Origin of the sequence: Dyadobacter sp. BE31, from assembly GCF_031457695.1 — a bacterium.
Lineage (GTDB): Bacteria > Bacteroidota > Bacteroidia > Cytophagales > Spirosomataceae > Dyadobacter.
Window position 1 is genome coordinate 1,655,399 of the sequence record NZ_JAVDXA010000001.1, and the last position, 21,209, is coordinate 1,676,607.

At 44.4% G+C, this 21,209-nt stretch carries 24 protein-coding genes and 1 tRNA gene; 11 read left to right on the forward strand and 14 right to left on the reverse strand.

Features of this window, described 5'->3' with window-relative positions; all coding sequences use genetic code 11:
- Window positions 1–61: 61 nt before the first annotated feature.
- The 3 genes from J2Y43_RS06895 (at window position 62) to J2Y43_RS06905 (ending at window position 2,345) form a co-directional block, all read left to right on the forward strand.
- Entirely contained in the window at window positions 62–670 is a 609-nt protein-coding gene (locus J2Y43_RS06895; protein ID WP_309980666.1) for a superoxide dismutase, read from the forward strand.
- A 127-nt stretch (window positions 671–797) separates the two neighbouring features.
- Window positions 798–873, forward strand: a tRNA-His gene (locus J2Y43_RS06900).
- A gap of 251 nt (window positions 874–1,124) precedes the next feature.
- Complete coding sequence (locus J2Y43_RS06905) at window positions 1,125–2,345, forward strand: site-specific integrase (protein ID WP_309980665.1); 1,221 nt, start codon at window positions 1,125–1,127, stop codon at window positions 2,343–2,345.
- 216 nt (window positions 2,346–2,561) lie between these two features.
- On the opposite strand, the gene J2Y43_RS33545 is transcribed toward J2Y43_RS06905, so the two are convergent.
- A complete protein-coding gene (locus tag J2Y43_RS33545) occupies window positions 2,562–2,807 on the reverse strand; it encodes a DUF805 domain-containing protein (protein WP_409014378.1) in 246 nt (81 codons plus the stop codon).
- Window positions 2,808–3,013: 206 nt separating this feature from the next.
- Between J2Y43_RS33545 and J2Y43_RS06910 the strand changes: the two genes are divergently transcribed.
- The gene (locus J2Y43_RS06910) at window positions 3,014–4,108 is read left to right on the forward strand and encodes an alpha/beta hydrolase (RefSeq protein ID WP_309980664.1); all 1,095 of its coding nucleotides are present in this window, start codon (window positions 3,014–3,016) and stop codon (window positions 4,106–4,108) included.
- A 35-nt stretch (window positions 4,109–4,143) separates the two neighbouring features.
- Here the strand turns inward: J2Y43_RS06910 and J2Y43_RS06915 are convergent, their stop codons facing one another.
- Window positions 4,144–4,467 (reverse strand): hypothetical protein, encoded by a 324-nt coding sequence (locus J2Y43_RS06915; RefSeq protein WP_309980663.1) that lies wholly within the window; start codon window positions 4,465–4,467, stop codon window positions 4,144–4,146.
- A gap of 418 nt (window positions 4,468–4,885) precedes the next feature.
- On the opposite strand from J2Y43_RS06915, the gene J2Y43_RS06920 reads away from it, so the two are divergent.
- Window positions 4,886–5,332 (forward strand): hypothetical protein, encoded by a 447-nt coding sequence (locus J2Y43_RS06920; protein WP_309980662.1) that lies wholly within the window; start codon window positions 4,886–4,888, stop codon window positions 5,330–5,332.
- 381 nt (window positions 5,333–5,713) lie between these two features.
- Here the strand turns inward: J2Y43_RS06920 and J2Y43_RS06925 are convergent, their stop codons facing one another.
- Window positions 5,714–5,890 carry a hypothetical protein gene (locus J2Y43_RS06925; RefSeq protein WP_309980661.1) on the reverse strand — a complete coding sequence of 59 codons (177 nt, stop codon included), beginning with the start codon at window positions 5,888–5,890 and terminating at the stop codon, window positions 5,714–5,716.
- A gap of 162 nt (window positions 5,891–6,052) precedes the next feature.
- Here J2Y43_RS06925 and J2Y43_RS06930 point away from each other — a divergent pair, with 162 nt between their 5' ends.
- On the forward strand, window positions 6,053–7,168 hold the full coding sequence (locus J2Y43_RS06930) for a serine hydrolase domain-containing protein (protein WP_309980660.1): 1,116 nt from the start codon (window positions 6,053–6,055) through the stop codon (window positions 7,166–7,168).
- Window positions 7,169–7,233: 65 nt separating this feature from the next.
- Here J2Y43_RS06930 and J2Y43_RS33550 read toward each other — a convergent pair whose 3' ends face one another.
- The 5 genes from J2Y43_RS33550 to J2Y43_RS06955 form a co-directional block, all read right to left on the reverse strand.
- The gene (locus tag J2Y43_RS33550) at window positions 7,234–7,878 is read right to left on the reverse strand and encodes a pentapeptide repeat-containing protein (protein ID WP_310330792.1); all 645 of its coding nucleotides are present in this window, start codon (window positions 7,876–7,878) and stop codon (window positions 7,234–7,236) included.
- A 23-nt stretch (window positions 7,879–7,901) separates the two neighbouring features.
- Window positions 7,902–8,777, reverse strand: coding sequence for a lysophospholipid acyltransferase family protein (locus tag J2Y43_RS06940; RefSeq protein WP_309980658.1), 876 nt, complete (start codon window positions 8,775–8,777; stop codon window positions 7,902–7,904).
- Window positions 8,774–9,700 carry a DUF6268 family outer membrane beta-barrel protein gene (locus tag J2Y43_RS06945; RefSeq protein ID WP_309980657.1) on the reverse strand — a complete coding sequence of 309 codons (927 nt, stop codon included), beginning with the start codon at window positions 9,698–9,700 and terminating at the stop codon, window positions 8,774–8,776. The genes J2Y43_RS06940 and J2Y43_RS06945 overlap by 4 nt, the downstream gene beginning before the upstream one ends.
- A gap of 149 nt (window positions 9,701–9,849) precedes the next feature.
- Complete coding sequence (locus tag J2Y43_RS06950) at window positions 9,850–10,605, reverse strand: LytTR family DNA-binding domain-containing protein (RefSeq protein WP_309980656.1); 756 nt, start codon at window positions 10,603–10,605, stop codon at window positions 9,850–9,852.
- Window positions 10,602–11,549 (reverse strand): histidine kinase, encoded by a 948-nt coding sequence (locus J2Y43_RS06955; RefSeq protein ID WP_309980655.1) that lies wholly within the window; start codon window positions 11,547–11,549, stop codon window positions 10,602–10,604. Before J2Y43_RS06955 ends, J2Y43_RS06950 begins: the two co-directional genes overlap by 4 nt.
- Before the next feature lie 427 nt (window positions 11,550–11,976).
- Between J2Y43_RS06955 and J2Y43_RS06960 the strand changes: the two genes are divergently transcribed.
- Window positions 11,977–12,576, forward strand: a complete 600-nt coding sequence (locus tag J2Y43_RS06960; RefSeq protein ID WP_309980654.1) for an Imm27 family immunity protein — start codon at window positions 11,977–11,979, stop codon at window positions 12,574–12,576.
- A gap of 41 nt (window positions 12,577–12,617) precedes the next feature.
- On the opposite strand, the gene J2Y43_RS06965 is transcribed toward J2Y43_RS06960, so the two are convergent.
- Window positions 12,618–13,610: a serine hydrolase domain-containing protein gene (locus J2Y43_RS06965; protein WP_309980653.1), complete on the reverse strand. Its 993-nt coding sequence runs from the start codon at window positions 13,608–13,610 to the stop codon at window positions 12,618–12,620.
- A gap of 568 nt (window positions 13,611–14,178) precedes the next feature.
- Between J2Y43_RS06965 and J2Y43_RS06970 the strand changes: the two genes are divergently transcribed.
- The 3 genes from J2Y43_RS06970 to J2Y43_RS06980 all read left to right on the forward strand — a co-directional run bounded on the left by J2Y43_RS06970 (window position 14,179) and on the right by J2Y43_RS06980 (window position 16,448).
- Window positions 14,179–14,568 (forward strand): plasmid mobilization protein, encoded by a 390-nt coding sequence (locus tag J2Y43_RS06970; RefSeq protein WP_019941598.1) that lies wholly within the window; start codon window positions 14,179–14,181, stop codon window positions 14,566–14,568.
- The gene (locus J2Y43_RS06975) at window positions 14,556–15,827 is read left to right on the forward strand and encodes a relaxase/mobilization nuclease domain-containing protein (protein ID WP_309980652.1); all 1,272 of its coding nucleotides are present in this window, start codon (window positions 14,556–14,558) and stop codon (window positions 15,825–15,827) included. The genes J2Y43_RS06970 and J2Y43_RS06975 overlap by 13 nt, the downstream gene beginning before the upstream one ends.
- An 84-nt stretch (window positions 15,828–15,911) precedes the next feature.
- Window positions 15,912–16,448 (forward strand): antibiotic biosynthesis monooxygenase, encoded by a 537-nt coding sequence (locus J2Y43_RS06980; protein ID WP_309980651.1) that lies wholly within the window; start codon window positions 15,912–15,914, stop codon window positions 16,446–16,448.
- A gap of 154 nt (window positions 16,449–16,602) precedes the next feature.
- On the opposite strand, the gene J2Y43_RS06985 is transcribed toward J2Y43_RS06980, so the two are convergent.
- From J2Y43_RS06985 to J2Y43_RS07005, 5 genes are all read right to left on the reverse strand, one after another.
- Window positions 16,603–16,839: a hypothetical protein gene (locus J2Y43_RS06985; protein ID WP_309980650.1), complete on the reverse strand. Its 237-nt coding sequence runs from the start codon at window positions 16,837–16,839 to the stop codon at window positions 16,603–16,605.
- 3 nt (window positions 16,840–16,842) lie between these two features.
- Window positions 16,843–17,916, reverse strand: coding sequence for a DUF262 domain-containing protein (locus J2Y43_RS06990; protein WP_309980649.1), 1,074 nt, complete (start codon window positions 17,914–17,916; stop codon window positions 16,843–16,845).
- A complete protein-coding gene (locus J2Y43_RS06995) occupies window positions 17,903–18,496 on the reverse strand; it encodes a hypothetical protein (RefSeq protein WP_309980648.1) in 594 nt (197 codons plus the stop codon). Before J2Y43_RS06995 ends, J2Y43_RS06990 begins: the two co-directional genes overlap by 14 nt.
- A gap of 233 nt (window positions 18,497–18,729) precedes the next feature.
- Window positions 18,730–19,977, reverse strand: a complete 1,248-nt coding sequence (locus J2Y43_RS07000) for a HipA domain-containing protein (RefSeq protein ID WP_309980647.1) — start codon at window positions 19,975–19,977, stop codon at window positions 18,730–18,732.
- Window position 19,978: 1 nt separating this feature from the next.
- A complete protein-coding gene (locus tag J2Y43_RS07005; protein WP_309980646.1) occupies window positions 19,979–20,254 on the reverse strand; it encodes a helix-turn-helix transcriptional regulator in 276 nt (91 codons plus the stop codon).
- A 269-nt stretch (window positions 20,255–20,523) separates the two neighbouring features.
- On the opposite strand from J2Y43_RS07005, the gene J2Y43_RS07010 reads away from it, so the two are divergent.
- Window positions 20,524–21,165: a hypothetical protein gene (locus J2Y43_RS07010; RefSeq protein WP_309980645.1), complete on the forward strand. Its 642-nt coding sequence runs from the start codon at window positions 20,524–20,526 to the stop codon at window positions 21,163–21,165.
- The last annotated feature ends 44 nt before the right edge of the window (window positions 21,166–21,209 follow it).

Below are 21,209 nucleotides of genomic sequence, written 5' to 3' on the forward strand. Positions count from 1 at the left end.
GCCATTCTGCTGTTAGCCTATCTGGTAAAACAATTTTATTAATCATTAAACTACACTGAAAATGGCATTTACACTGGATCCCTTACCTTACGCAAACAATGCTTTGGAGCCGCACTTCGACGCATTGACCATGGAGATACATCACGACCGTCACCACCAGGCATATGTTACCAACCTGAATGCAGCAGTAGCAGGCACTGAGCTGGAAGGCAAAACCATAGAAGAACTTTTGGCTGGCATCAGCAAAGCTCCGGCTCCTGTACGCAACAATGGCGGCGGTCACTGGAACCACACTTTTTTCTGGAAATCATTGTCGTCAACCGGCGGCGGCGAACCAACCGGTGAACTAGGCAAAGCCATCACCGCGAAATTCGGTTCATTCCAGGCATTCAAAGACGAATTCAAAAAAGCGTCAATCGGCCGTTTCGGCTCAGGGTGGGCATGGCTGATCGTGAAAGAAGGCGGAGAAATCGCCATCACTTCAACTCCTAACCAGGACAACCCATTGATGGACATCGCGGAAGTAAAAGGCACTCCGGTGATCGGTCTCGATGTGTGGGAGCACGCATATTACCTGAAATATCAAAACAAGCGCCCCGACTATATCGACGCCTACTGGAACGTTGTAGATTGGAAAGCTGCTGACGCACTGTACACTGCGGCTAAATAATCAAGCTCCGGCTTGCGAAAGGCTTTGCAGTTCGCAAAAATTTTCCAAAATTTTCTTGCAAGCTGCAAACCTTTTCCTAATTTTGTGTCCTCGAAGCAGGGTTTTGCCCATTCGAAACAACTTAAACGGAGGTTGTAGCTCAGTTGGTTAGAGCGCTAGATTGTGGTTCTAGAGGTCGCGGGTTCGAGACCCGTCTCCCTCCCTTGAAATAAGTTCAAAGTCAAACAAAATGCCTGTAAATCAATGATTTGCGGGCATTTTTGTTTTTCAGACTATGTCAAAAAATGCAAAAATTCCCATGTTTTCAGTGAGTCTTTCGTGTAGTTCACTCACTTTGAGAAAAAGACTCACTGGGAACGGCATAACAAATTGATAGACAACATGTTCACCACATGGACATCTTGACTGGCAAGCGTGGTAACTCGATATTTAACCACTTTTAAACGCTTGTGTTATGTTGGAGAAAACATTCGGCCTGCTTTTCTATTTAAAGCCCGCCAGAAATCAGAAGGGAACAGTCCGCTACGTTTACCTGAGAATCACCGTCGACGGCAAGGTCGCCGAGCTATCAACTAAGAAGCTATGGAACACCGAAAGGTGGAATTCCTCAGTCGGACGACCAGCCGGGAACAAGGAAGATGCTAAGACGCTGAATGCCTATTTGGACATGCTCACCGCCAAAGTTTACCAGGCTAAGAAGATTCTTACCGAGGATGACAAAGAAATCTCCGCCGAAGGCTTAAAAAACATTCTGCTCGGTAAGAGCAATGAAACTCGCACAATTCTTGAAGTCTTCGAGCGACATAACGAGCAAATGGAAGCCCTGGTCGGCCAGGAGTTCGCACCACTCACTTTGAAGCGGTACAAGACCGCTAAGGAGCATACTGCCTCCTTTATCAAGTGGAAGTACAAGAAGGATGATATGGAGATCAAAGACCTGAACTTTGAGTTCATCACTGAATTTAACTTCTGGCTCCGTAGTGCGCGAGGTTGCAACCACAACTCGGCGATTAAGTACATGAGCAATCTGAAAAAGGTTGTGCTGATCTGTGTTAATAATAAATGGCTGAAAAAAGATCCTTTTCAGGGTTTCAAGCTGACCAAGAAGGAAGTTGTTAAAAATCCACTATCCAGAGACGAACTGAAACGGCTTACCGAGAAAGTTTTTGAAGTTGAAAGGATCAGCCAGGTGCGGGATATTTTTCTGTTCTGTTGTTATACGGGACTTGCTTATGTGGATGTAAAGCAATTGAAGACGACGGATATTGTGGTCGGCATGGACGGCGAGCCCTGGATTGACACCACTCGCCAGAAAACGGATGCGCCTACACGTATTCCATTATTGCCTACTGCGCTTGATATTATCGAGAAGTACAAGGAGCATCCGCAGTGCTGTAACAAGGGTGTAGTGCTACCGGTGCTGAGTAATCAGAAGATGAATGCTTACTTGAAGGAGATAGCGAACCTGTGCGGGATTTCCAAGACGCTTACTTTTCATATTGCTCGACATACGTTTGCTACTACGGTGACCTTGAGTAATAAGGTGCCGATTGAGACGGTTTCCAAAATGCTGGGCCATCGGTCTTTGAAGCAGACTATGATTTATGCTAAGATCTTGGATGTGAAGATTAGTGAGGATATGAAGGGGTTAAGGGAGCGGTTGAAGGAGGTGTGATAGAATCTGTGGAGCAAGCATCACTCATACATATACATGCTTGCTCCACTACCAATGGGCTAAATGATTCCATAAATTAACGTTTGTGACCTCACCCACCAACAATCAGGGAATCCTTCGAACTTACGGAATGTTCAAAATTTCAGGAAGGTTGCTCAACCGCGTACTTCGGGCTTGGCCCATATTTGTTCCTATCCGGATGGCCCGGAGCGAACATCAAAGAAAATATAACGGGATCATTTGAAACCATCCGCTTATGCCCATGTCATGGCATCTTTTTGCTCCCTGGGCGAATATAAACCAGACAAGAGGGATAAGGCAAAGGAATAGAATGACACTTCCCTTTTCTGCGTCGGCGAGGAGAAACTGCAACGCGACTTGTATGGCGTAGCATCCAAGGTAAGAAAGGCAATATTCCGTGCGCCTTATGCGACCATAGAATGCGAAAGGGTTGTCAGACATAGTTTGACTAGAGGGATTGAGACACGACGGCTTGCCCGCCGTTAGCTGTTAGATGTTATGAATTGCACGAGCTTTGAATTTGTAAGTAAGTGTTATGATTTGCCGTCTTTTAAGTTTCAAAGCGTCATTGAATTTTATTTCACAGCATTAGCAGTTAGCACATATCCCATATGCGAATGATAAGGGGAAGACTCTTGGCCGCATGCATGCTTTTGGCAGCAATCTTTCAGGATAGCTGCGGTTCGAAAGAAAATGCCTCTGGAAGTAATCATCCACAAGAGCCCTCGAAGCCCTATCCCTATTACAGTGAAGATATTGTATTTACGAATTCAAAAACTGGCAACCTACTCGCAGGAACATTAACGGTGCCCGGAAAGGCTGGCGTATATCCAGCAACCGTGCTTATCACAGGAAGCGGCCCGCAGAACAGAGACGAAGAAGTAAGTGGAGGACACAAGCCGTTTCTCGTATTGGCCGACCATCTTACGAAGCAAGGAATAGCAGTTCTGAGGTTTGACGATCGAGGGGTGGGAAAGTCGACTGGTGATTTTGCAAAGGCATCTTCAATGGATTTCGCCGATGATGTGGAAAGCGCGGTTGAATATCTGAAAACTAGAAAGGAAATCGATATCACAAAAATAGGCCTTATTGGCCATAGCGAAGGAGGGACGATCGCGTCAATGGTCGCGGCTCGTTCGAAGGACGTTGATTTTATTACGCTACTAGCGGCTCCGGGAATTAGGGGAGACTCCATAATACTCATTCAAATTGGCCTGATTGCGAAGGCTTTGGGGCTTTCTCAGGCGGAGATAAGTCGAGCGAAAGCTATAAGTCGCGAAGCCTATCACATCGTTCAAAACTCGGTAAATGACAAAGAGCGGAATGCGAAGTTGAGTACGTTGGCGGAAAACGCGTTTCAGGACTATCCGAAGAAACTAATGCCGGCGAATATTACAAAAGAACAATTCGTTAGCCAGCAAGTTGCGGCGGTGACTACTCCTTGGTGGATATTCTTTTTGAAGTACGATCCCGTATCATCACTCGCGAAGGTAACATGCCCAGTTCTAGCGTTGAACGGGAATAAGGACGTGCAAGTCACTCCCAAGGAAAACTTAACGGCGATAGCGGGAGCTTTGAAGAATGTCAATAATCTAGTAATTACGAAGGAATTGCCAGGCCTAAATCACTTCTTTCAAGAATGCAAGGAATGCACTCCGCAAGAGTACGCCAAGCTCAAACAAACGTTTTCGCCAGCAGCCCTGGATGAAATATCAACTTGGATATTGAAAACTACGCGATAAAGCTATTCCGTGGGAGAGTTGGGCTGTATAATTTCTTACTGCAATTCCTTCACTAACGCGGTTCCGACCGATTTCTCGAAATCGAGCCATGGTTGTGGTACCCCAAGAAACATGCCGGTGTAAAATGTAGCGGCAAAGACGAACAAATACCCGCCGAGCGTTGGCGTCACACCCTCAATGGATATTTTGTTTGCGACATTAAAAATCTTGGCACCAACAAGTGCATTCTTCTTCACGAGCACATACCGTTCCTGATTCTCGTCGACGAGTTCGTATTTGTACTCATGCGACAGTCCTTTTTCTAAAATTGAAACAAGCTCTTCGCGAGATATGAACCTATTTGCGGTCAAGGTTTTCATTGCTACGGCTATTTTATGAGACTGCTAACTAACATATCAACAATGTCGAGCAATCTGCTGCAATACCCAAACAGATTGTGATGGAAGGATAAGCCGATTTACTCGATTGTCAAGCAGCCGTTGAGAACCACCCGTCCCGTCGACCTTTTTAGAAGGAAATCCTTCAAAGACAACAACAAAATTGAAATCAACGTAAAGGACCTTCCACGCAGGACCTACTATCTACGTGTAAATCATGCAAAATTAGTCAATAAACCTGTTGAAAAGATTCGGATTGTACTAGACTAACTACAACGAAGTCATCTTACCGGCAGTAGCAATTTAGTTGCTACTGCCATTTTGTGCTTATAGCAATTCACTCGTATCTTTCAAAGTAATTCCGATGTAGCGTTACAATCGAAAAAAACTATCATTACAAATGAAAAATAAAATTGTAGCCGCAGTGCTCCTCATTTTCAGCCTGATATCATGCTCAGAAAAGGAAACCAATCCAGACCTAACTCAGCAATATGTCGGCAGCTGGAAAACAGAAGTGCAAAGAACTACCCAGCAAGTATACTGGACCTCATATGAAATCAAAAGGATTTCAAATACCCTATTGACTATCAATGCAGGTGAGCGCTGGGAATCACTGCTGGGAGAGTTTGATGACTATACTGATACATATACCCTAGACAGCGTTGAAGTTAGTAGCGACCGGTCGATAAATATTAAGTCGTCTCGCGTCCTGGCCAATGGTCAAAATGTCTCGTATAATGGCTCTGGTCAAATTTTCAACGACACCCTAACAATCCGAATGATAATAGATTACGACAATATGGGTAACGATATTCCGACTACTATTAAGCTGGCAAAGCAGAATTAAGAAATCATCTCAAATTACATTTTAACCTCTATGGTTGTAATATGCTGCAATTTGATTCGATGTACCACTAAAACGACCGAATGATTTGAATCATCAATGACATAGACAAAATCTATCTCATAATCAGTTGCCCTAAGGTATTTCCGCAATTTCCAACGGATAAGTACCCAATTATGTCTATGAAGTATCTACAACACCAATAGCATCATGGGTACTCGAATTTCCATCGTACGTCTTATATCGTTCTTAGCAATATCGCTATCAGGCTGCGAGGACCAGCAGCCTCAGCAAGATGTGATTTGTACAGAAGAATTTCGGTCTATAACGCTTTACGTGTCGGGAGCCCCATTGACAGAATCGTTCACAATTCGGTTGTCAAATTCAGATACGATTCGCATCAAAGGAAATGCAGATTTCCGCCAGGGATACTACGTCGTCCTGGATGACAACTACCAGGCCAAGCTGAAAAATCAGCAAGATAATTTTCGGTTTATCGGCAAACGCGGAAATGAAGTTGTCGTCCAGGAAAACTATGTTTTCAAAGCTGATCAATTCCATATAACCAAAGTTAGCGGTAAGAACTAGCTTTAATGAAATTCATTAATTCTCTTCAATAGCGGGGAAGCTTACATAACCGCCATACTTTGAATTGTAACTTTCGTTTGCATTGATCGCAGTTAAATTTCAGCTTTTGACAACGCCTCACTTCTAAAAATCTTCATGAAGCATTGTGTACTTTTCTGCGTGTTTCTTTTGCTGTGTCACACCTTACAGGCCCAGATAGAAGTGGACTCCCTAATCGAAACGCAGATGAAGGAATTGCATATTCCCGGACTTGCCGCGGCAAAAATTGAGAACGGCAACATTTCCTGGATGCGTCATTATGGCTTTCAAGACATCGATCAGAAAAAACCTGTGACTGCCGAAACTGTCTTTCATATCGCTTCCATATCAAAAACAGTCACCGCAGCCGCCATCATGCAACTTAATGCAAAAGGCTACTTCAATCTGGATGACGATATTAACCGGTTTCTACCGTTTCGGGTCTTGAACCCGTCGTTCCCACGAGCTTCCATCACATTCAGGCAGTTACTGCGGCACCGCTCCTCGATCGCGGATAATCTGGATTATCTTTTGCCATTTTGGGAAAGCAAATACCAGCAGACGGATATTCCGTTGGACGTCTTCCTGCGAGAATACCTCATGGCGGGCGGCAAAAAATTTCATTCAAACAAAAACTTCATCAATGCAGCGCCAGGCGATCAATTCGTATACTCTAATGTAGGTTATGCGTTGTTAGGATATTTGGTGGAGAGAATTTCAAAAGTACCATTTGATAGATACTGCGAAACACATCTGTTCAAACCTTTGGGAATGAGCCAGACAAGCTGGTTTCCGCACCAGTTCCCTGACGCCCAACTGGCAACACCACATTCCTATTCAGATTCACTTAAAACCTTCATCAAACATCCGCAAGGGAAATACCCCGACTATCCGGCGGGTCAGCTCAGATGTACTTTGAAGGATCTTGCCACCTTTTTGGCCTGCTGGTCTAACGACGGAAATTTTAATGGTAGGCAAATCATTCCTGCGAAAGCAGTTCAGGCGCTTACACCCAAAGATATGAGCTTGGGATTTCATACCTGGTTTATGTATTTACTCAATACCGAGACACCCATGTACAGCCATAGCGGGCTTGGCCCTGGCATATCCACCTACATGCTTTTTGACCCGTTCTCGAAAAAAGGGTTGGTTATTCTCATGAACGGAGAGCTATCCGACTATTTCAAGTGGAGAACGTTAATCGCAACTTTATATAATGATACCAGGCACTAGTGCTTACTATTCTTATATGAAAGTTTCCGTACGCGGATAATAGCCTGATATTTAGATCAATGCTGTTAAAATTCTGGCAGTATAAGCACATCCAGGATCTGCTCACAATATGACTGAGGCTCATGTACCTGGATATCAAATCTGTCCAGAAGCCCTGTGATATTATGGCTTGAAAATGACGCGTTTTTAATCCGGTTGAGCCTTGGATCTATGGTAAAGTTATATGCTGATTTAAAATCAGCGTCGTCCAATATGGACTTGTCAAATCTTGCAGCTGAGAGATCGCAGTTGGCAAAGGAAGATCCCGTCAGATCGGCTCCGTTAAAGTTGACATTGCGCAGGGAGCAGTTATCGAATCTGGTCGTCGCGATGCGCGTCCGGGCGAAACTGGAATAGTCCAAAACGCACCCAGAGAATGCGAAGGACAACAAGGCAGCATTACAACTTGAAAATTCTACACCAACGATTGCACATTCATCGAAAATCGCATTGTGAAAGCCGGTATGCTGAACATCGACACGATACAGCTCGCAACGGGTAAATTGGCAATTGATAAAGTTACAGCTGCTGAAATTCGACCTTTCGAACCGGCAATGCCGGAACACGCAGTTAAAAAACTGGCGCTTGCTAAAATCTGATTTCACATCTGTGATATCAGAAAAGCACTCGTTTTGATAGGACTCGTCAGCAAGATATTGATACATATTCATATTGGGATCAAGTTGCTACACTCCTATCTTTTCCATCGTTTGTGGGTCCATAACCAGCCATACGGCTCTGCGAGGATATTGTTTTCCAGCAAGGAGACATATTTGCTGGTGATCTCTCCCTTGCCCGTGCATTGCGCCTGGGAACATATCGGCAGGCAGCGCACTTTGTAATATCCCTTCGAAAGCTGCGTCACATGCAGGAACACCACCGCCGAGCCGCTCTGCTGGGCCAGCCTTTCCATGCCTGAAATGACATAGGTGGGCTGGCCCAGTAGTTCCAGCCTCATCTTATCATCCCCGATTGACGGGCACTGGTCTGCCAGGAACAAATACGCGGCTGGTGCTGATCTCCTGGTGAGGATATGCCGCGTCACCTGCTTGTCGGGTATAAGCTTCATGCCGAACCGCGACCGCAGTTTAATCATGAGTTTGTCCATAGTTTGCGAACGCAGAGGCTTATACACGGCATACATGTCCAGGCCAAGTTTGTAGGGCATCAAATTCAGCATCTCCCAGTTACCGCAGTGCCCCAGGCAGACAATGACATTCGTTCCGGCATTCAGGTGCGTTCTGATAAGCTCAACGTTCTCAAAAACCATCCGTTTGCCGAGCACCGCTGCCGGTGCCGAAATACTTTTTACGATTTCAGCGAGATAGCCGGTGAAACAGCTGTAAAATTTCCTGACAATGCCGATAACCTCTCCATACCGCATGTCCGGGAAAGAGCGAGCAACATTTTGAACTACCACCGCTTTCCTGTATCCCGGGATATAATAGGCTAAAATGAAGGCCAGGGTTGCTATGCCGTACAGCAGTGACATCGGGGCCTGACTCAATGCATACGCGAAACCATAGGCACTCCTGTAACCGATGTCTTCCAATGCGCCTTTGAGTTTCATCGTTTCAAATCCCATTTTAAGCCAATGGACGCGTAGGGAGATGCGGAAAAGTAGTAGTCATTATTGGAGGCAAACATCCCCTTTAAAGTCCTGTCGCTGTACGCAGCCGGGCGGTACAGGTTCAGGCCGATCATAGCGGTTGCCGTGAGCCCGGTTTTCCCCAGCTTCACTTCCGGACGCAGCCCGGTGACAATGTACTGGTGAGAGAATATCACATCTTTGCCCTCCCTTTCGAGTAGTGCCACTTGCCCATTCATTTCTAATGCCCATGAAAGTTTTACATGGTTGTTCAACTTGTAGCTGGCTGCCACGTCCAGGCCATCAATCAATTCAGCGCTCACATTGAACTTCCCATGGTGTTTCCAGTTCACGTAAACGGCCGGGAATACCATCGGATAGCCCAGCGAACTGTTCAGCGCCAGACCGCCACCAATCGACAAGTTTGGTTTCAAATGGCGGATAAAAATAACACCGGCACTTCCGAGTACGTTTTTAAACCTGATTTTTGAGAAATCGGTCGATGGGGTGAATACACCCATACCTCCACTGGCCCTGAGAGACCATTTCTCGTTGAGCGGCCGCAGGTGATAAATGCCCACTTGCAGGTTCATGATCTCAGAAACCATCTCGCGCGCGAATTTCTCGTTGTTCAGGGATGCGTAAGCACCGCTGAGGCCAACGCCCCATGCGGTTGGGCGGTTATGTTCATTGAGTCTGGTTGACAGCGGGATATTCACTGCGCCCTGGTACACAATAGAAGACCCTTTGCTATCACCGATCTTTTCTTTCGGCTTATCTCCGTTTGGCAAAAACCAGTAACCTGAATTACCGATGAACTCGGTCTTAAAAGAGGCTTGTTGCGCGTTTGCTTTCAGACAGACCAAGGTCCCGAGCATTGCTGCAAATAATGATGCTGATTTCATGACTTAGACTTAACTGGCGTTTAATTGTTTCATTTCTCAGCAAATGTGAGCCGAATGATGCAACACCAAAAGTCAAAAACAACGGGGTTCAGAATGGGCAGGCTGAAGTGCAGAATACAGCAAATGGAATTTCGAATGCCGGTTATCGGCTATTCAAGAACGCCGTCCATCCATTTCAGAAAGTCCGGCACGCGCACGCGACTCACAAGCACTTCGTGCGGGCATGGCGGTGAAAACGAAAGCTGTAAGCGGCTGTTGAAATATTTGACGACATTTTCAATGGCTTTTACATTGCCGATGCAGTTGCGCGAAACTCGGAAAAACAACTGATGATCGAGCTGCTGTTCAATCTGATCCAGCGTATAGTTGACAATGTAACGTTTGTCGTTGAACGTATGCAGAAAAACCACGCCTTCCTCGCTGTAAAAATGAGCGATATCGGTCGTTTCAATATAATGATAGTTTTCCCCTTTTGAGATCAGGAAACGGTTCTTCGTATTGGCTGGCAACAGGTATTTGAAGCTGCTGGAATCCGGTTGAAATGAATGGTTATGAAAAATATGCTCGAATTTGATGAGTGCCGATTCCAGCTCTGTTTCTTCAAAAGGTTTGAGCAGGTAGTCGATGCTATTTAACTTGAACGCCCTGATCGCATGTTCGTCATAAGCAGTTGTAAATATAACCGGGGTTTTCACCTCAACGTGGTTGAATACCTCAAAACAACTGCCATCGGCGAGCCTGATGTCCAAGAGTATCAGATCAACTTTTGTTGTTTTTAGGAAGGTTATGGTTTCAATGACAGTCTTGGTCCGTTTCTCCAAAACGTAACCTGGGCGCAATGCGGTCATCATGCGTTTCAGCTCTTCGGCGGCAAACCGTTCGTCTTCTACGATCAGGTATTTCATGGCTCAATATAAGGGACTTTCACAATGAATTGATTGCCGGTATGCTCGACAGCAATTTCCTTACCATATAGTTGATACTGCTTTTTCAGGTATTTTAGTCCGATACCACTTTTGTCTGCGTTGCTGGACGGTCGTACCTGATTTTCCACGATAATATGTTCGTTTCCAATCGTAATCTGAATATCCAAAGGTGCTTCCTCGGTGGCAATATTGTGCTTGAACACATTCTCCATAAGAAGCTGCATGGTGAGCGGAACAATTTTATTGTTTTCAATCCCACCCGATTGATGAACCTTAAAAGTGAAAGCGTTTTCAAACCGCATCTGCATCAGGAAAATGTACGAGTCAAGCGCTTCCATTTCTTCCGCGACCGTCACGGCAGGTTGCTGGTTCAGGGAAAGCACATAGCGATAAGTTCTAGAAAGCGCCTTGGTAAACTTATTGGCATTCTTCGGGTTCAGGTATATGAGCGATGATAGCACATTGAGGGAATTGAACAAAAAATGCGGGTTGATCTGTGCTTTTAATGTCTCATGCTGAAACAACAGCACTTCACGTTTCGCCTTTTCAGAGTCGGCGATCGCCTTTTGTTCGGACCGGAAATAATGTATCAGCTCAAAGACTAGCAGTATCGGCGCATTGGTGAGCATTCCCAATGCAAATTTGGTTGCAAACGGAGGCAGCCCCGTCGGGGGTACAAGCAATATATTATAGATCATAAAATCAAAAACCCATAGCAGCGCAAGAGATATCAAAGTCAGCCCCGCCAGGTCGGCTATGATGCGGTACAATATATTTTTAGAATACGGTATATGTTTATTCAGGAATAGCAACAAGTTGTAGTCCGCCACACACATTGTCAGGACCACAACATAATGGGCCGTTAACTGGATGGCAAACTTTTCCCATAAATCGTCCTGCATTACGATGTTGCTCAGTAGCATCTGACATAATGCATACAATAACGAAGAAAAGATGAAAATATGCTTTACGTTAAAGCCGCTTACTTGCCTCACCATCAGTGTCGTAATCAATGAAGGCGGAAAAGTAAAAGATTACCGGCAGACCATTGGTCAATCGTGCTGGTTTTTCCGACGAAGTTCATTATTTGATGGATGAATTTCAGTATCCTGATCAACGCGCCCGCAGATCAGTCCGATATCATCTGCCCCAAGCATCTCAGCAGATATCTTGGCGACATATACTTAATACAACAAATAGTAACTTTCAGGAAAAAGCCTCTTTGCCCAACATAATGAATATTCAAGTATGCTATACAAAATTGCATCCGTTTGAATGCACATACTTGTGCAGAAGACAAGATTTCATCTGAATCTGGTATTTTCTCAGTTATAGTTTAGCTAACGTCTTATGCTGAAATGGCTTAAAGGGACTCTGTCAAGAATTGCTGGCTCTTTTGGCAATAAACAGAATCGGACTTTACTGGATCCAACAAAACTGATAAATAGTGAAAGCAGTGCATTCCGTTATGATTCTGACGGCTTTACGGTTATCTATAAAGAGTTTTCGTCTGAAGTAAAATGGAGTGCTGTTTCGCAAATCAGTGTTTTCAAGTTAGATTTAATCACAATAGATAGAATTGACATGGATATCGTCCATGAGGACATGGTTCTTTCTATCAGTGAGGATCTGCCTGGGTGGGCTGAATTTCTAGAAAAACTCCACGAGACGTTCCCAGAAATTCCAAAGGACTGGTACATAGATATTTGCCTACCGGCATTTGCAACAAACTTTTCTGTCATCTACAACAGATCCCCTGACATCGTATTAACGGGAAGAAGACTCGAGCTTAAACTGGAAACTCTTGTCAACGTGGGAGGTGATAGTGATTGGAATGTCTACTATTTGGATTCTGACGGATCGAAATGGATTAAAAGTTACCCCGATTCCGGATATCATGGAGGCGGACTACCTATCCTAACTAAGGTTGCGCAGTTTCCAGATGAATGAGAAATGGCGAGTAGATCCTCATCATTCTGGTCATCAATTCTCTAAAGCAATCCTTCCAAAACCTTCAGTATCGCATCTCGGTCCACCGATTGAATGTTGCTTAATACAACAATCAGGGTTTCCGAATCCAGCACCCGCTGCAATAAGCTTGTGTACCCGAACGTATCGCCACCGTGAGATACTACTTTATTTCGCCCATCGGTTTCCTTTATGAACCAGCCGTAGCCGTAAGGCTTTTGGACAGGGGTGTACATCAATTTCTGAAATTCATTGTTCAGCAGGGTCCCACTATACAAGGCGCGATCAAATTTAAGCAAATCGTTCGCAGTCGTATATACCGAAGCTGCTCCTACAAACAACTCATGGTTTAAAATAGGATATGCACCTTTGACCCCGTCATTAGTTCGAATATATCCCGCTGCTTTCCCTTTAATAACTTTTTGATTATGAATAACCCCCGTTTCAGTCATACCAGCAAGTGTCAGAATTTGTTCTTCAAGCAGCTGTTCATATGATTTACCAGTTGCTCTTTCAAGCAGAATCCGAAGCAGTATGTATGTCGACGACGAATATTGAAATTTAGTCCCTGGAATGAAGGATACGGTTGCCTTCTCCAATTCCTCGACCACCTTTTTATCAGACCAACTGGCAAACTCGGGAGAAATCCCAACATAATCTTGAATGCCGGAAGTGTGGGACAACATATGCCGAATAGTAATAGTTTCCGCGTCTGACCGCCTAAGTTCTGGAAAATACTTTGTCAGCCTGTCTTCCAAATTCAGTTTTCCAGCCTGCGCAAGTTGGAGGGTGAGTATAGCGGTAAATGGTTTTGTGAGTGAGGCAATTTCAAACTTTGTATCCCTAGAAATCGGGACGTCAAACTCCATATTGGCAGCACCCAGTTGTTTCTCGTAAATAATTTCTCCACGTCTGGCTACCAGCACTGACCCATTAAACTTGAGCTTGACTAGCATCTGATCGATATGATCTGCACGGTTGTTGTGATTCTGGCCAGTTGCAGATTGCACATACATGAGCAAACAGGCTGTGCTCAATAGGAGTAATGTAAACTTCCTCATTTGCAGTATCTAAGTTCGACTGGATATGAATGTCCGGAAATATCCTTGTTAGGGAAAGTATATATAGACCGATGGATATTTCGAATGCCTGTTGGCTGATAGTGTTGATGAGTAGTTTCCAGCGGTCACAACCGGGTCCATTTTAGATAGAGAAGTTTTACTAAGGCCATCAAACCGCCTCGGGAAACTATCCCTTCGAAAAAACTCGACCATTTTCGACTTTTTTCGACCAAACTCGACTTTTTTCAAACAGCCCATCAGCAATCATCAAAGCTTTTGATCCTAGGTCAAATTTACTCAGCATAGGTAAATCTCGCTTCCATCAACTAGCTTCACAAAACAGCACAACAGCAAAGTTTCGGAAACCCAAAATCCAAATGAGCCGCCTGCTTTGCGCGTCTGGCCAGATGTACGATTGTAATACAATCGCCGGTTGCTGCGCACCCGATCTGGCCTTCCCCCTCCAAAGTCGGTCCAGGTTTGTGAAGGAGTTTTAATGTTTGAAAGTGTAGATAGGATCGTGATGAAAGAAGAAAAATCGAACAAGACAAAGCTTGTAATCTTCCGGCTGACGCCCAAAGAATATGCTAACCTGGAAGCCAAACGCGGCCGGACCACGTGCCGGAAATTAAGTGAATTTTTGCGGCTTTTGATCTTCAACAGGCCGGTTACCGTGGTCGAAAGAAACGCCTCGCAAGACCAAATGATTTCCGAGCTCTCCGAATTACGCGAAGAGCTCAACCGGCTTGGCAACAACTTTAACCAAGCGACCAAGCGCCTGCATAGCATCAACCAGATTGCCGAGTTCAGAAACTGGATCGCCAGTTATGAAGTCGAAAAGACATTCTTGTTTTCAATGCTGGATCAGATCAAAGCGCAAACCGATAAACTGGCGGATCGATGGTTGCAGTGATTCACACCAGCAGTCGGCTTCGGGCGGTACTGCATTACAATGAGAACAAGCTGAAACAGGGACAAGCCGAATGCATCAGTGCATTTCACTATCCAAAAGACGCCGACGCGCTCACCTTCGAGCAGAAACTGAACCGGATTCAACGGCAGCTCGCATTAAACAAACGGACAAAGGTCAACACGGTTCACATCTCCTTGAACTTCGATCCTTCCGAAAAGTTTGACAAGGAAAAACTGGCCGAGATTTCAAAAGCCTATCTGAAAGGCATCGGGTTCGAAAAACAACCGGCGCTTGTCTACGAGCATCGGGACGCAGGTCACCCGCACGTACATATTGTCACAACGAACATTCAGGCCGACGGGAGTCGGATTTCGCTACATAACCTGGGCAGGAACCAATCTGAGAAAACCAGAAAGGAAATTGAGATTGGTTTCGGACTGGTGAAAGCACAGGAAAGAAATGCGCAAGAATTCCGTATACAGCCGGTCAGCATCAAAGTTGAATATGGGAAGATGGAAACAAAGAAGGCTATCTCAAATGTGCTAAGCAGGATTATCAAGGACTATAAGTTCACCACGATTGGAGAATTGAATGCTGTGCTCAACCTATATAATGTAGCCGCTGACATCGGATCCCCAGAGTCGAAGATCAGGAAAAATAAAGGAATTCTCTACCGGGTACTCGACAAGGCTGGGAACAAAGTGGGCGTTCCGATCAAAGCAAGTGATTTTCACTTTAAGCCGACACAGCAGAATCTCCAAAAACTGTTTGTCGAAAATGAGGTTACCCGTCAAATTGGACATCGAAATATCAAAAACAGCATCAGTTTGGTTATGTATGGTCAAAAGAATCCGACGCTACCTGGTCTGAGCAAAAATTTGCGCCGGGACGGAATTGATATGGTGCTTCGCAGAAATGAGCAGGGAGCTCTCTACGGCATTACTTTCATAGACCATCGCAGCAAAGCCGTTTTCAATGGCAGTGCTTTGGGAAAGGAATTCGGCGCGAAAGGGATTACAGAATGGTGCAGGGATACTGATCTTTCTCTTCACCAGCAGAGATCTCAAATGATCGGTAAAAATGCGGAGCAGGCCGAAAATCAGCAAAATACTCAACAAGCAAGTTCAGTAGGTCAAATCAAAAACGGCAGGACGGCAGTAGATGCGCTGTTTTCGCCTCTACAGGATAATGGCTATACTCCTCAGGAGCTCAGAAAACCGAAGAAGAAAAAGCAGAGAGGGTTTTCGCTGGGATTTTGACGTGAAGCGATTTACGGAGTGTAATGCGAGAACCCTCATTGATTATATTTATGCTTACTCGAATTCAAAACTCAACAATACCCCATGCCCATTCACGTCGCTATTACTCGCAAAGTCCTTCCCGGAAAAGAAGAAGAATTCAAAGATGCGCTTCGGCGCTTTCTTGGTGATTCATTTTTGCATGGCGGTGTCCACGGAGCAGCAATGATGACTGCTTTGCCTGGCAGCGAAAACCGGGAAATTGGCATATTACGGACTTTCGCCGATCAGGCTGAGCGGGATGCTTTTTACAACTCGAAGCTATTTAAAGATTGGGAGGCCTATGCATCGACGTTGACGGAAGAACCGATCTACCGGGAGCTTACTGGCCTGGAAGCCTGGTTCCGCTCTCCCGTTCCTCCGCCGAGGTGGAAAATGGCGGTGGCTACGCTTTGCGGTGTGTATCCTACCAGTTTGTTTTTGACCTATGTAATTGGTCCATACATTCAGGGATTGCATCCTGCATTCAGGACTTTGATTGTGGCTGGGTGCATGGTCGGGCTATTGACATGGGGTGTGATGCCGCAGGTTACGAAGGTGCTGAAACCTTGGCTTTCTGGGCGCTCGACTGTTAATAAGTAAGACCGCCGGTAACGCCCTCTGCGTCTCAGCGCACCGAAAGGTACAAAGCAAAAAGTGACGACTTCAAATCCATAGGCTATTTACCGCGGCTAGGCGCCCGGCCCTCGCCGCTCCTTAAACCGCCAATGGCTTTGCAGCCCAAGGGTAAACCCCGTCACTTTTTACTTTGAGTAATAACGGCGATTGCACTGCGTTGAAATTGATCTGCCTGATTAGGACAATTATAAACCACAGGATAAATCAGCTGATGCGAGAAAGCGCAGCGAAATTCACCCCATGTCTCTCCAACCATATCAGTTGCGTTAACGAGCAAACTGAGACTCACCGCCGTACCACGTAAGCTCGCAATTCCTGGCTCAATCCCCTGAAACACAATATCTTTTACAGCCAAAGATTAGACGAAGGACTCCTGAATCATTGCAACAATTTTATCGTCCCTCAGTTCTCGCTCCTTTTTATTATTAACTGCCTCGGTAGCAGCAAGTCGAAAATCAGCCGGAATGTCGGCTTCAAACTCTGCAAGCGCATTTTTAAAGTCTTCTAATTTAGACATGTCAATATCATCCAGATTATTAGCAAGCGCAACAATTAAAGAAAAAATATTTGCCTTGTTATGCCAATAGGACTTCACCTTCAATTTTAATTTTAAAATGATATCAGCGGAACGCTCAAGTTTTGAAACAACTAATTCCTTTTCTACAAAGTCTACTGTGTAGTCTTCAAGAAATCTCATAGAAAGTTCATTTCTATTGAAAAATCCTGCAAGCACTGATGTCATCATATTTAAGACGTGCATTAAGTGAACCTTTCTTGCAATATCTCTGGGGTTGTATATGTTTTTGTCGACTATTAAGCTAACAAATTTTGATACTTTCTGTGCCCGAGCCCATGTATAAAAAGATTTTGGAATATTCGGATCTTCTCTAAAATCCTCATAATCCTGCTCATTTCCATTCAAATCAATTTGGTCCGACAAAAGCTTAGCAACGAGCATATATTCAGAAACAGAGTACTCTGACGCCAACTTTTCAATTACTGTCAACGCATTAGATGTACGATTTATTCGCTGGAAAATTTGCTGAACTTTCGGATCATCATTCTCAATATCCAGCTCGATTACTGCTATCTCATACTTCAAAAACGCCGATTTTTCATCGGGAGATAGATTGTCAAAATATCGACCATCAACATCAAATTCATTTTCGATAAACTTAATAATCGCGTTACTTCTCTGTTGTCCATCGACGATACAAGAGACCGTAGTCATATTTATCACATCTACCTTCCCTTTTGAAATAAATATCTGTGGAAATGGAAACCCCAGCAAGATCGTTTTTATAAAATCTTTGTTATGAATTTCGCGCCAAACGAGATTTCTTTGAAAGTATGCATCGGGAATAAGCAGCTCATTACGAATATCATTAACGAGATTAAGTAATGATACAGACCTAACTCTATAGTCCACCATTTTGAAGTTTGATATAATTTTTTATTGTTGAAATTTGCTTCACCTCGAAATAATGTTGCGAAAGATAAATCGAAGCATTAATTCCTCCGAACAATGCGGAGTGTTTTCTCGACAACTTACCGAAGAAAGACAGCCAGTCAGCCCTTCCTTTACAGGATGGCATTAAATCAGGTCTAAAAATCCCTTTCAACAGATATTGCGAATACTCTTCAAAATTTGAAACTCCGTTCTTATTTAGAGAAAAATTACTAAGATCGTTAAAACCGCGAGTAATCGTGTAAATCATCTCTGAGTAATATATAAATAGATTTGAATCAACTAGCGCGATATCAAGGTCTGACTTCCCTAAGGTAAATTTTGTCTTTTTGTGTAGGCTTTGGCCAATCTTTGAGGAACCAACTACATGAACATGAGTGATAGGTATTTTAAAGAATTGACTTACTTCATCAAGTATGTCGAATTGCTTCTCCTCATTTTCTATAAACGCCGAAGTGGGATGCGTTATGAAAATTTTTCGCGCAATATCAGTGTGCTTTCTTTGCGCATCCAGACCCTGCTGAATTGATTCTAGATAATTCATTATGCTTTTGAGGAGGTTAAATGTAAAAGTATACAATTTTACTTTACTACCTATAATCTGATTATATGAATATTGATTGCCCCCCTTCTGGCCTAAGTATTTACTAGCTTACAAGCCCTTTATCCCATATCTGATAAAGACACGAGCAAAAAAAATTGACAATCAAGTACTTAACAGGATTCAATACTGCTTTCACTGGTCCATCCTGGTTCTATTTGTGTAAACCATAAATACTAAATCCGAAACGCCGCAGCCATCAACGTTTGCTCGCCACGACTTATTCCAATTTCACCTGCCAACTTCTGCCATCCAGCCACGGCTGATTTTACTTCCACTATAATTCCATCCATCTCCTTCTCCCCCAAGCGAAAGTAAACTCCAACCTGCTTAGCCAGATCCAAATCAAGCTGATTGCTGTCCATATCGATATTCAGCGCAAGTCCATCCTTATCAATTGAGGGATTGATATCAAAAGCTGGCGAAAGCCTCCATCCTGCGGGAGTGAGCAAAAAACCATGATTCCTCAGATGGTCATCCGTATTCGATATGAGTATATTGAATACCAATCGCCGCCATAGCTGGGCTAGGTCTTCGGCTACGTTAGCTCCTGAAAACTGTATAAATTCGACTATATCGAGGTAGGAAGGAAGGTCGTCGCGAATCAGTTCTTCGTTCTTACCTGTCATGGTCATGGCAGAGGCAAAATGAATGCGCGAGCTCTTTTCCCGGTCGAATCGCTTCGTAAAGAAAGTATGATACTTTCCCGCCACATGCTCCAATTTACTTTCGGCCATTTCGATTCCTGCATTTATCGCCAGTCGGTAAGCCAAGTACTCCCATGCTGCCCGATCGATTGTATCGTTTTTGGAGGGAAATTTAGCGATCCAGGGCTGCCCCTTCTCGTCAAGGATGTTGGCTTTTGGTCTTGCCCCACCCAGAGATGAGCCCGGTGCCATCAACATTGCCAGCCATTTTCTCACTTCCGCAGTGTCTTCATTGGATTCTATGAGCTCTGCTCCATGTTGAAGCTCACGAATGGTCGCCCAGGGCGGCGTAGGCGATACAGGATCATTGTCTAAAAATGGGCCGTCCGGATCAAGTTTGAACCGTAATGCTCCCATTCGGCTTTCGTCATGGACTCCTAGTAGAAAATCTATATCATACAGGGTAGGTGCCTGCTTTCCATTTTGCTTTGCTAGGATGGACGCCCTTCTCTTCATAAGCGTGCGCCCCCAGGTATCCGGCATAGAATCGAGAAACACGCCAAAATTCTCCTTTTGGTTAGGATACTGCGCTCCGCCAAACCAGGCGATGTCGGGATCAAGCAGAAATTGTTCATGAGAAGCGATCCAGTCTCCGTTATATGTGAAGCTAAATGATTTCCTGCCCTTCGCCTGTTGCGCGGAGAGCGTCCCGATAAGTTTTGGCCCTGCCATGCCGATCCAATCTGCATAAACATAAATGTCCGTCCGGTCTGCCATACTAAGACTTGCCAATCAGTTTCAAATCCTGCAATTTCCTTCCCAACTCATCGTCAGCCGCCAATTTGAGAAAATCGTCTTGCAAACCCAGGACGCGCAGAACATTGAAATATGCTCCTATCGATACACTCGGGTTACCTTTCTCAATGTGGTACAATGTTGTACGATCAATCCCCGCCCGCTCAGATACCTGAATAGTGGTGAGTTTCCGCCGTTTGCGAGCTAGTTTGATATTTTCACCCAGCTGTTCCAGAATTTTCTGGAATCTGGGTAGCACGACTTGCTTTTTAGTCTGCATAATGTTGATTATTACAAACAAAAATATAAATAATGTTGAAAATAATCAACATTGTTTACAGCTCGTGAGCAGTCGCACAATCCCAAAGGATAATTTCGGGTGACTGGCAAGCGGTTAAAATTCCACTAAGCATTATATTGCTTTTACCATTTAAGTCTTCCACCATGAACCTTTGGACTGAGTCAAAATCCCTTGACCAGATCGTAAGATTGCTAGTGATCTAAAAGACCTATAATATAAAGTCTGTCATGAATCTCCTACAAAGCATCAGAAGCCACTCTAATCAACCGCTTACCCGGCAGCTGCTGGCATCGCTTCTCAAAGATCACAAGGAGCCCAATCATAAAATCGATGAGCTGCTATCTGCCGGGCTTCTGGAAATCGTGAGAGATGGCCTATATATGCCTACTAAAAAGCTTTCCCCCTTTCGCCCGGAGCCATTCCTACTCGCAAACCATCTGTTCGGCCCGAGCTATGTATCCTTTGACAGTGCCCTATCCTTTTACGGGTTAATTCCTGAGCGAGTATATGAAGTGACCTCAGCGACCACAAAACGTGCCGAGCGGTTAATCACCTCGATAGGCGCATTTAGCTTCGCGCGGCTGCCATTGCCCTATTACAGCTTCGGGATTCGAAACCTTAAACTTGGAGATGAACAACATATTCTTATTGCTTCGCCGGAGAAAGCTCTATTTGATAAAGTAGTGACTACCATAGGCGTAAAGCTAAATAGCTCGAAGTCCGCTACTGAATATCTCATCGAAAATTTGAGAATTGATGAAGATGACTTGCAAGAGCTCGATACAAAAGTCATGGAGACATGGCTGGGCGATGCTCCTAAGTCGAAAACCCTGTCAATGATTATAAAGTCGATAAAAGGTCTCAAGTAGACAGAGCTGTAAAAAGAAATCGGGAAGTAAATTTTATTATATAT

Excerpts from the sequence above, each read along its gene's own strand:
- J2Y43_RS06930 (WP_309980660.1), top strand. The coding sequence starts at position 6,053 with ATGAAGCATTGTGTACTTTTCTGCGTGTTTCTTTTGCTGTGTCACACC.
- J2Y43_RS06895 (WP_309980666.1), top strand. The coding sequence starts at position 62 with ATGGCATTTACACTGGATCCCTTACCTTACGCAAACAATGCTTTGGAG.
- J2Y43_RS06970 (WP_019941598.1), top strand. The coding sequence starts at position 14,179 with ATGAAAGAAGAAAAATCGAACAAGACAAAGCTTGTAATCTTCCGGCTG.
- J2Y43_RS06910 (WP_309980664.1), top strand. The coding sequence starts at position 3,014 with ATGCTTTTGGCAGCAATCTTTCAGGATAGCTGCGGTTCGAAAGAAAAT.
- J2Y43_RS33545 (WP_409014378.1), bottom strand. The coding sequence starts at position 2,807 with ATGTCTGACAACCCTTTCGCATTCTATGGTCGCATAAGGCGCACGGAA.
- J2Y43_RS06945 (WP_309980657.1), bottom strand. The coding sequence starts at position 9,700 with ATGAAATCAGCATCATTATTTGCAGCAATGCTCGGGACCTTGGTCTGT.
- J2Y43_RS06950 (WP_309980656.1), bottom strand. The coding sequence starts at position 10,605 with ATGAAATACCTGATCGTAGAAGACGAACGGTTTGCCGCCGAAGAGCTG.
- J2Y43_RS06920 (WP_309980662.1), top strand. The coding sequence starts at position 4,886 with ATGAAAAATAAAATTGTAGCCGCAGTGCTCCTCATTTTCAGCCTGATA.
- J2Y43_RS06965 (WP_309980653.1), bottom strand. The coding sequence starts at position 13,610 with ATGTATGTGCAATCTGCAACTGGCCAGAATCACAACAACCGTGCAGAT.
- J2Y43_RS06955 (WP_309980655.1), bottom strand. The coding sequence starts at position 11,549 with ATGCTACTGAGCAACATCGTAATGCAGGACGATTTATGGGAAAAGTTT.
- J2Y43_RS06905 (WP_309980665.1), top strand. The coding sequence starts at position 1,125 with ATGTTGGAGAAAACATTCGGCCTGCTTTTCTATTTAAAGCCCGCCAGA.
- J2Y43_RS06940 (WP_309980658.1), bottom strand. The coding sequence starts at position 8,777 with ATGAAACTCAAAGGCGCATTGGAAGACATCGGTTACAGGAGTGCCTAT.
- J2Y43_RS06975 (WP_309980652.1), top strand. The coding sequence starts at position 14,556 with ATGGTTGCAGTGATTCACACCAGCAGTCGGCTTCGGGCGGTACTGCAT.
- J2Y43_RS07010 (WP_309980645.1), top strand. The coding sequence starts at position 20,524 with ATGAATCTCCTACAAAGCATCAGAAGCCACTCTAATCAACCGCTTACC.
- J2Y43_RS06960 (WP_309980654.1), top strand. The coding sequence starts at position 11,977 with ATGCTGAAATGGCTTAAAGGGACTCTGTCAAGAATTGCTGGCTCTTTT.
- J2Y43_RS06990 (WP_309980649.1), bottom strand. The coding sequence starts at position 17,916 with ATGGTGGACTATAGAGTTAGGTCTGTATCATTACTTAATCTCGTTAAT.
- J2Y43_RS07000 (WP_309980647.1), bottom strand. The coding sequence starts at position 19,977 with ATGGCAGACCGGACGGACATTTATGTTTATGCAGATTGGATCGGCATG.
- J2Y43_RS33550 (WP_310330792.1), bottom strand. The coding sequence starts at position 7,878 with ATGAATATGTATCAATATCTTGCTGACGAGTCCTATCAAAACGAGTGC.
- J2Y43_RS06980 (WP_309980651.1), top strand. The coding sequence starts at position 15,912 with ATGCCCATTCACGTCGCTATTACTCGCAAAGTCCTTCCCGGAAAAGAA.
- J2Y43_RS06995 (WP_309980648.1), bottom strand. The coding sequence starts at position 18,496 with ATGAATTATCTAGAATCAATTCAGCAGGGTCTGGATGCGCAAAGAAAG.
- J2Y43_RS06915 (WP_309980663.1), bottom strand. The coding sequence starts at position 4,467 with ATGAAAACCTTGACCGCAAATAGGTTCATATCTCGCGAAGAGCTTGTT.
- J2Y43_RS06925 (WP_309980661.1), bottom strand. The coding sequence starts at position 5,890 with ATGGAATTGATCAGCTTTGAAAACATAGTTTTCCTGGACGACAACTTC.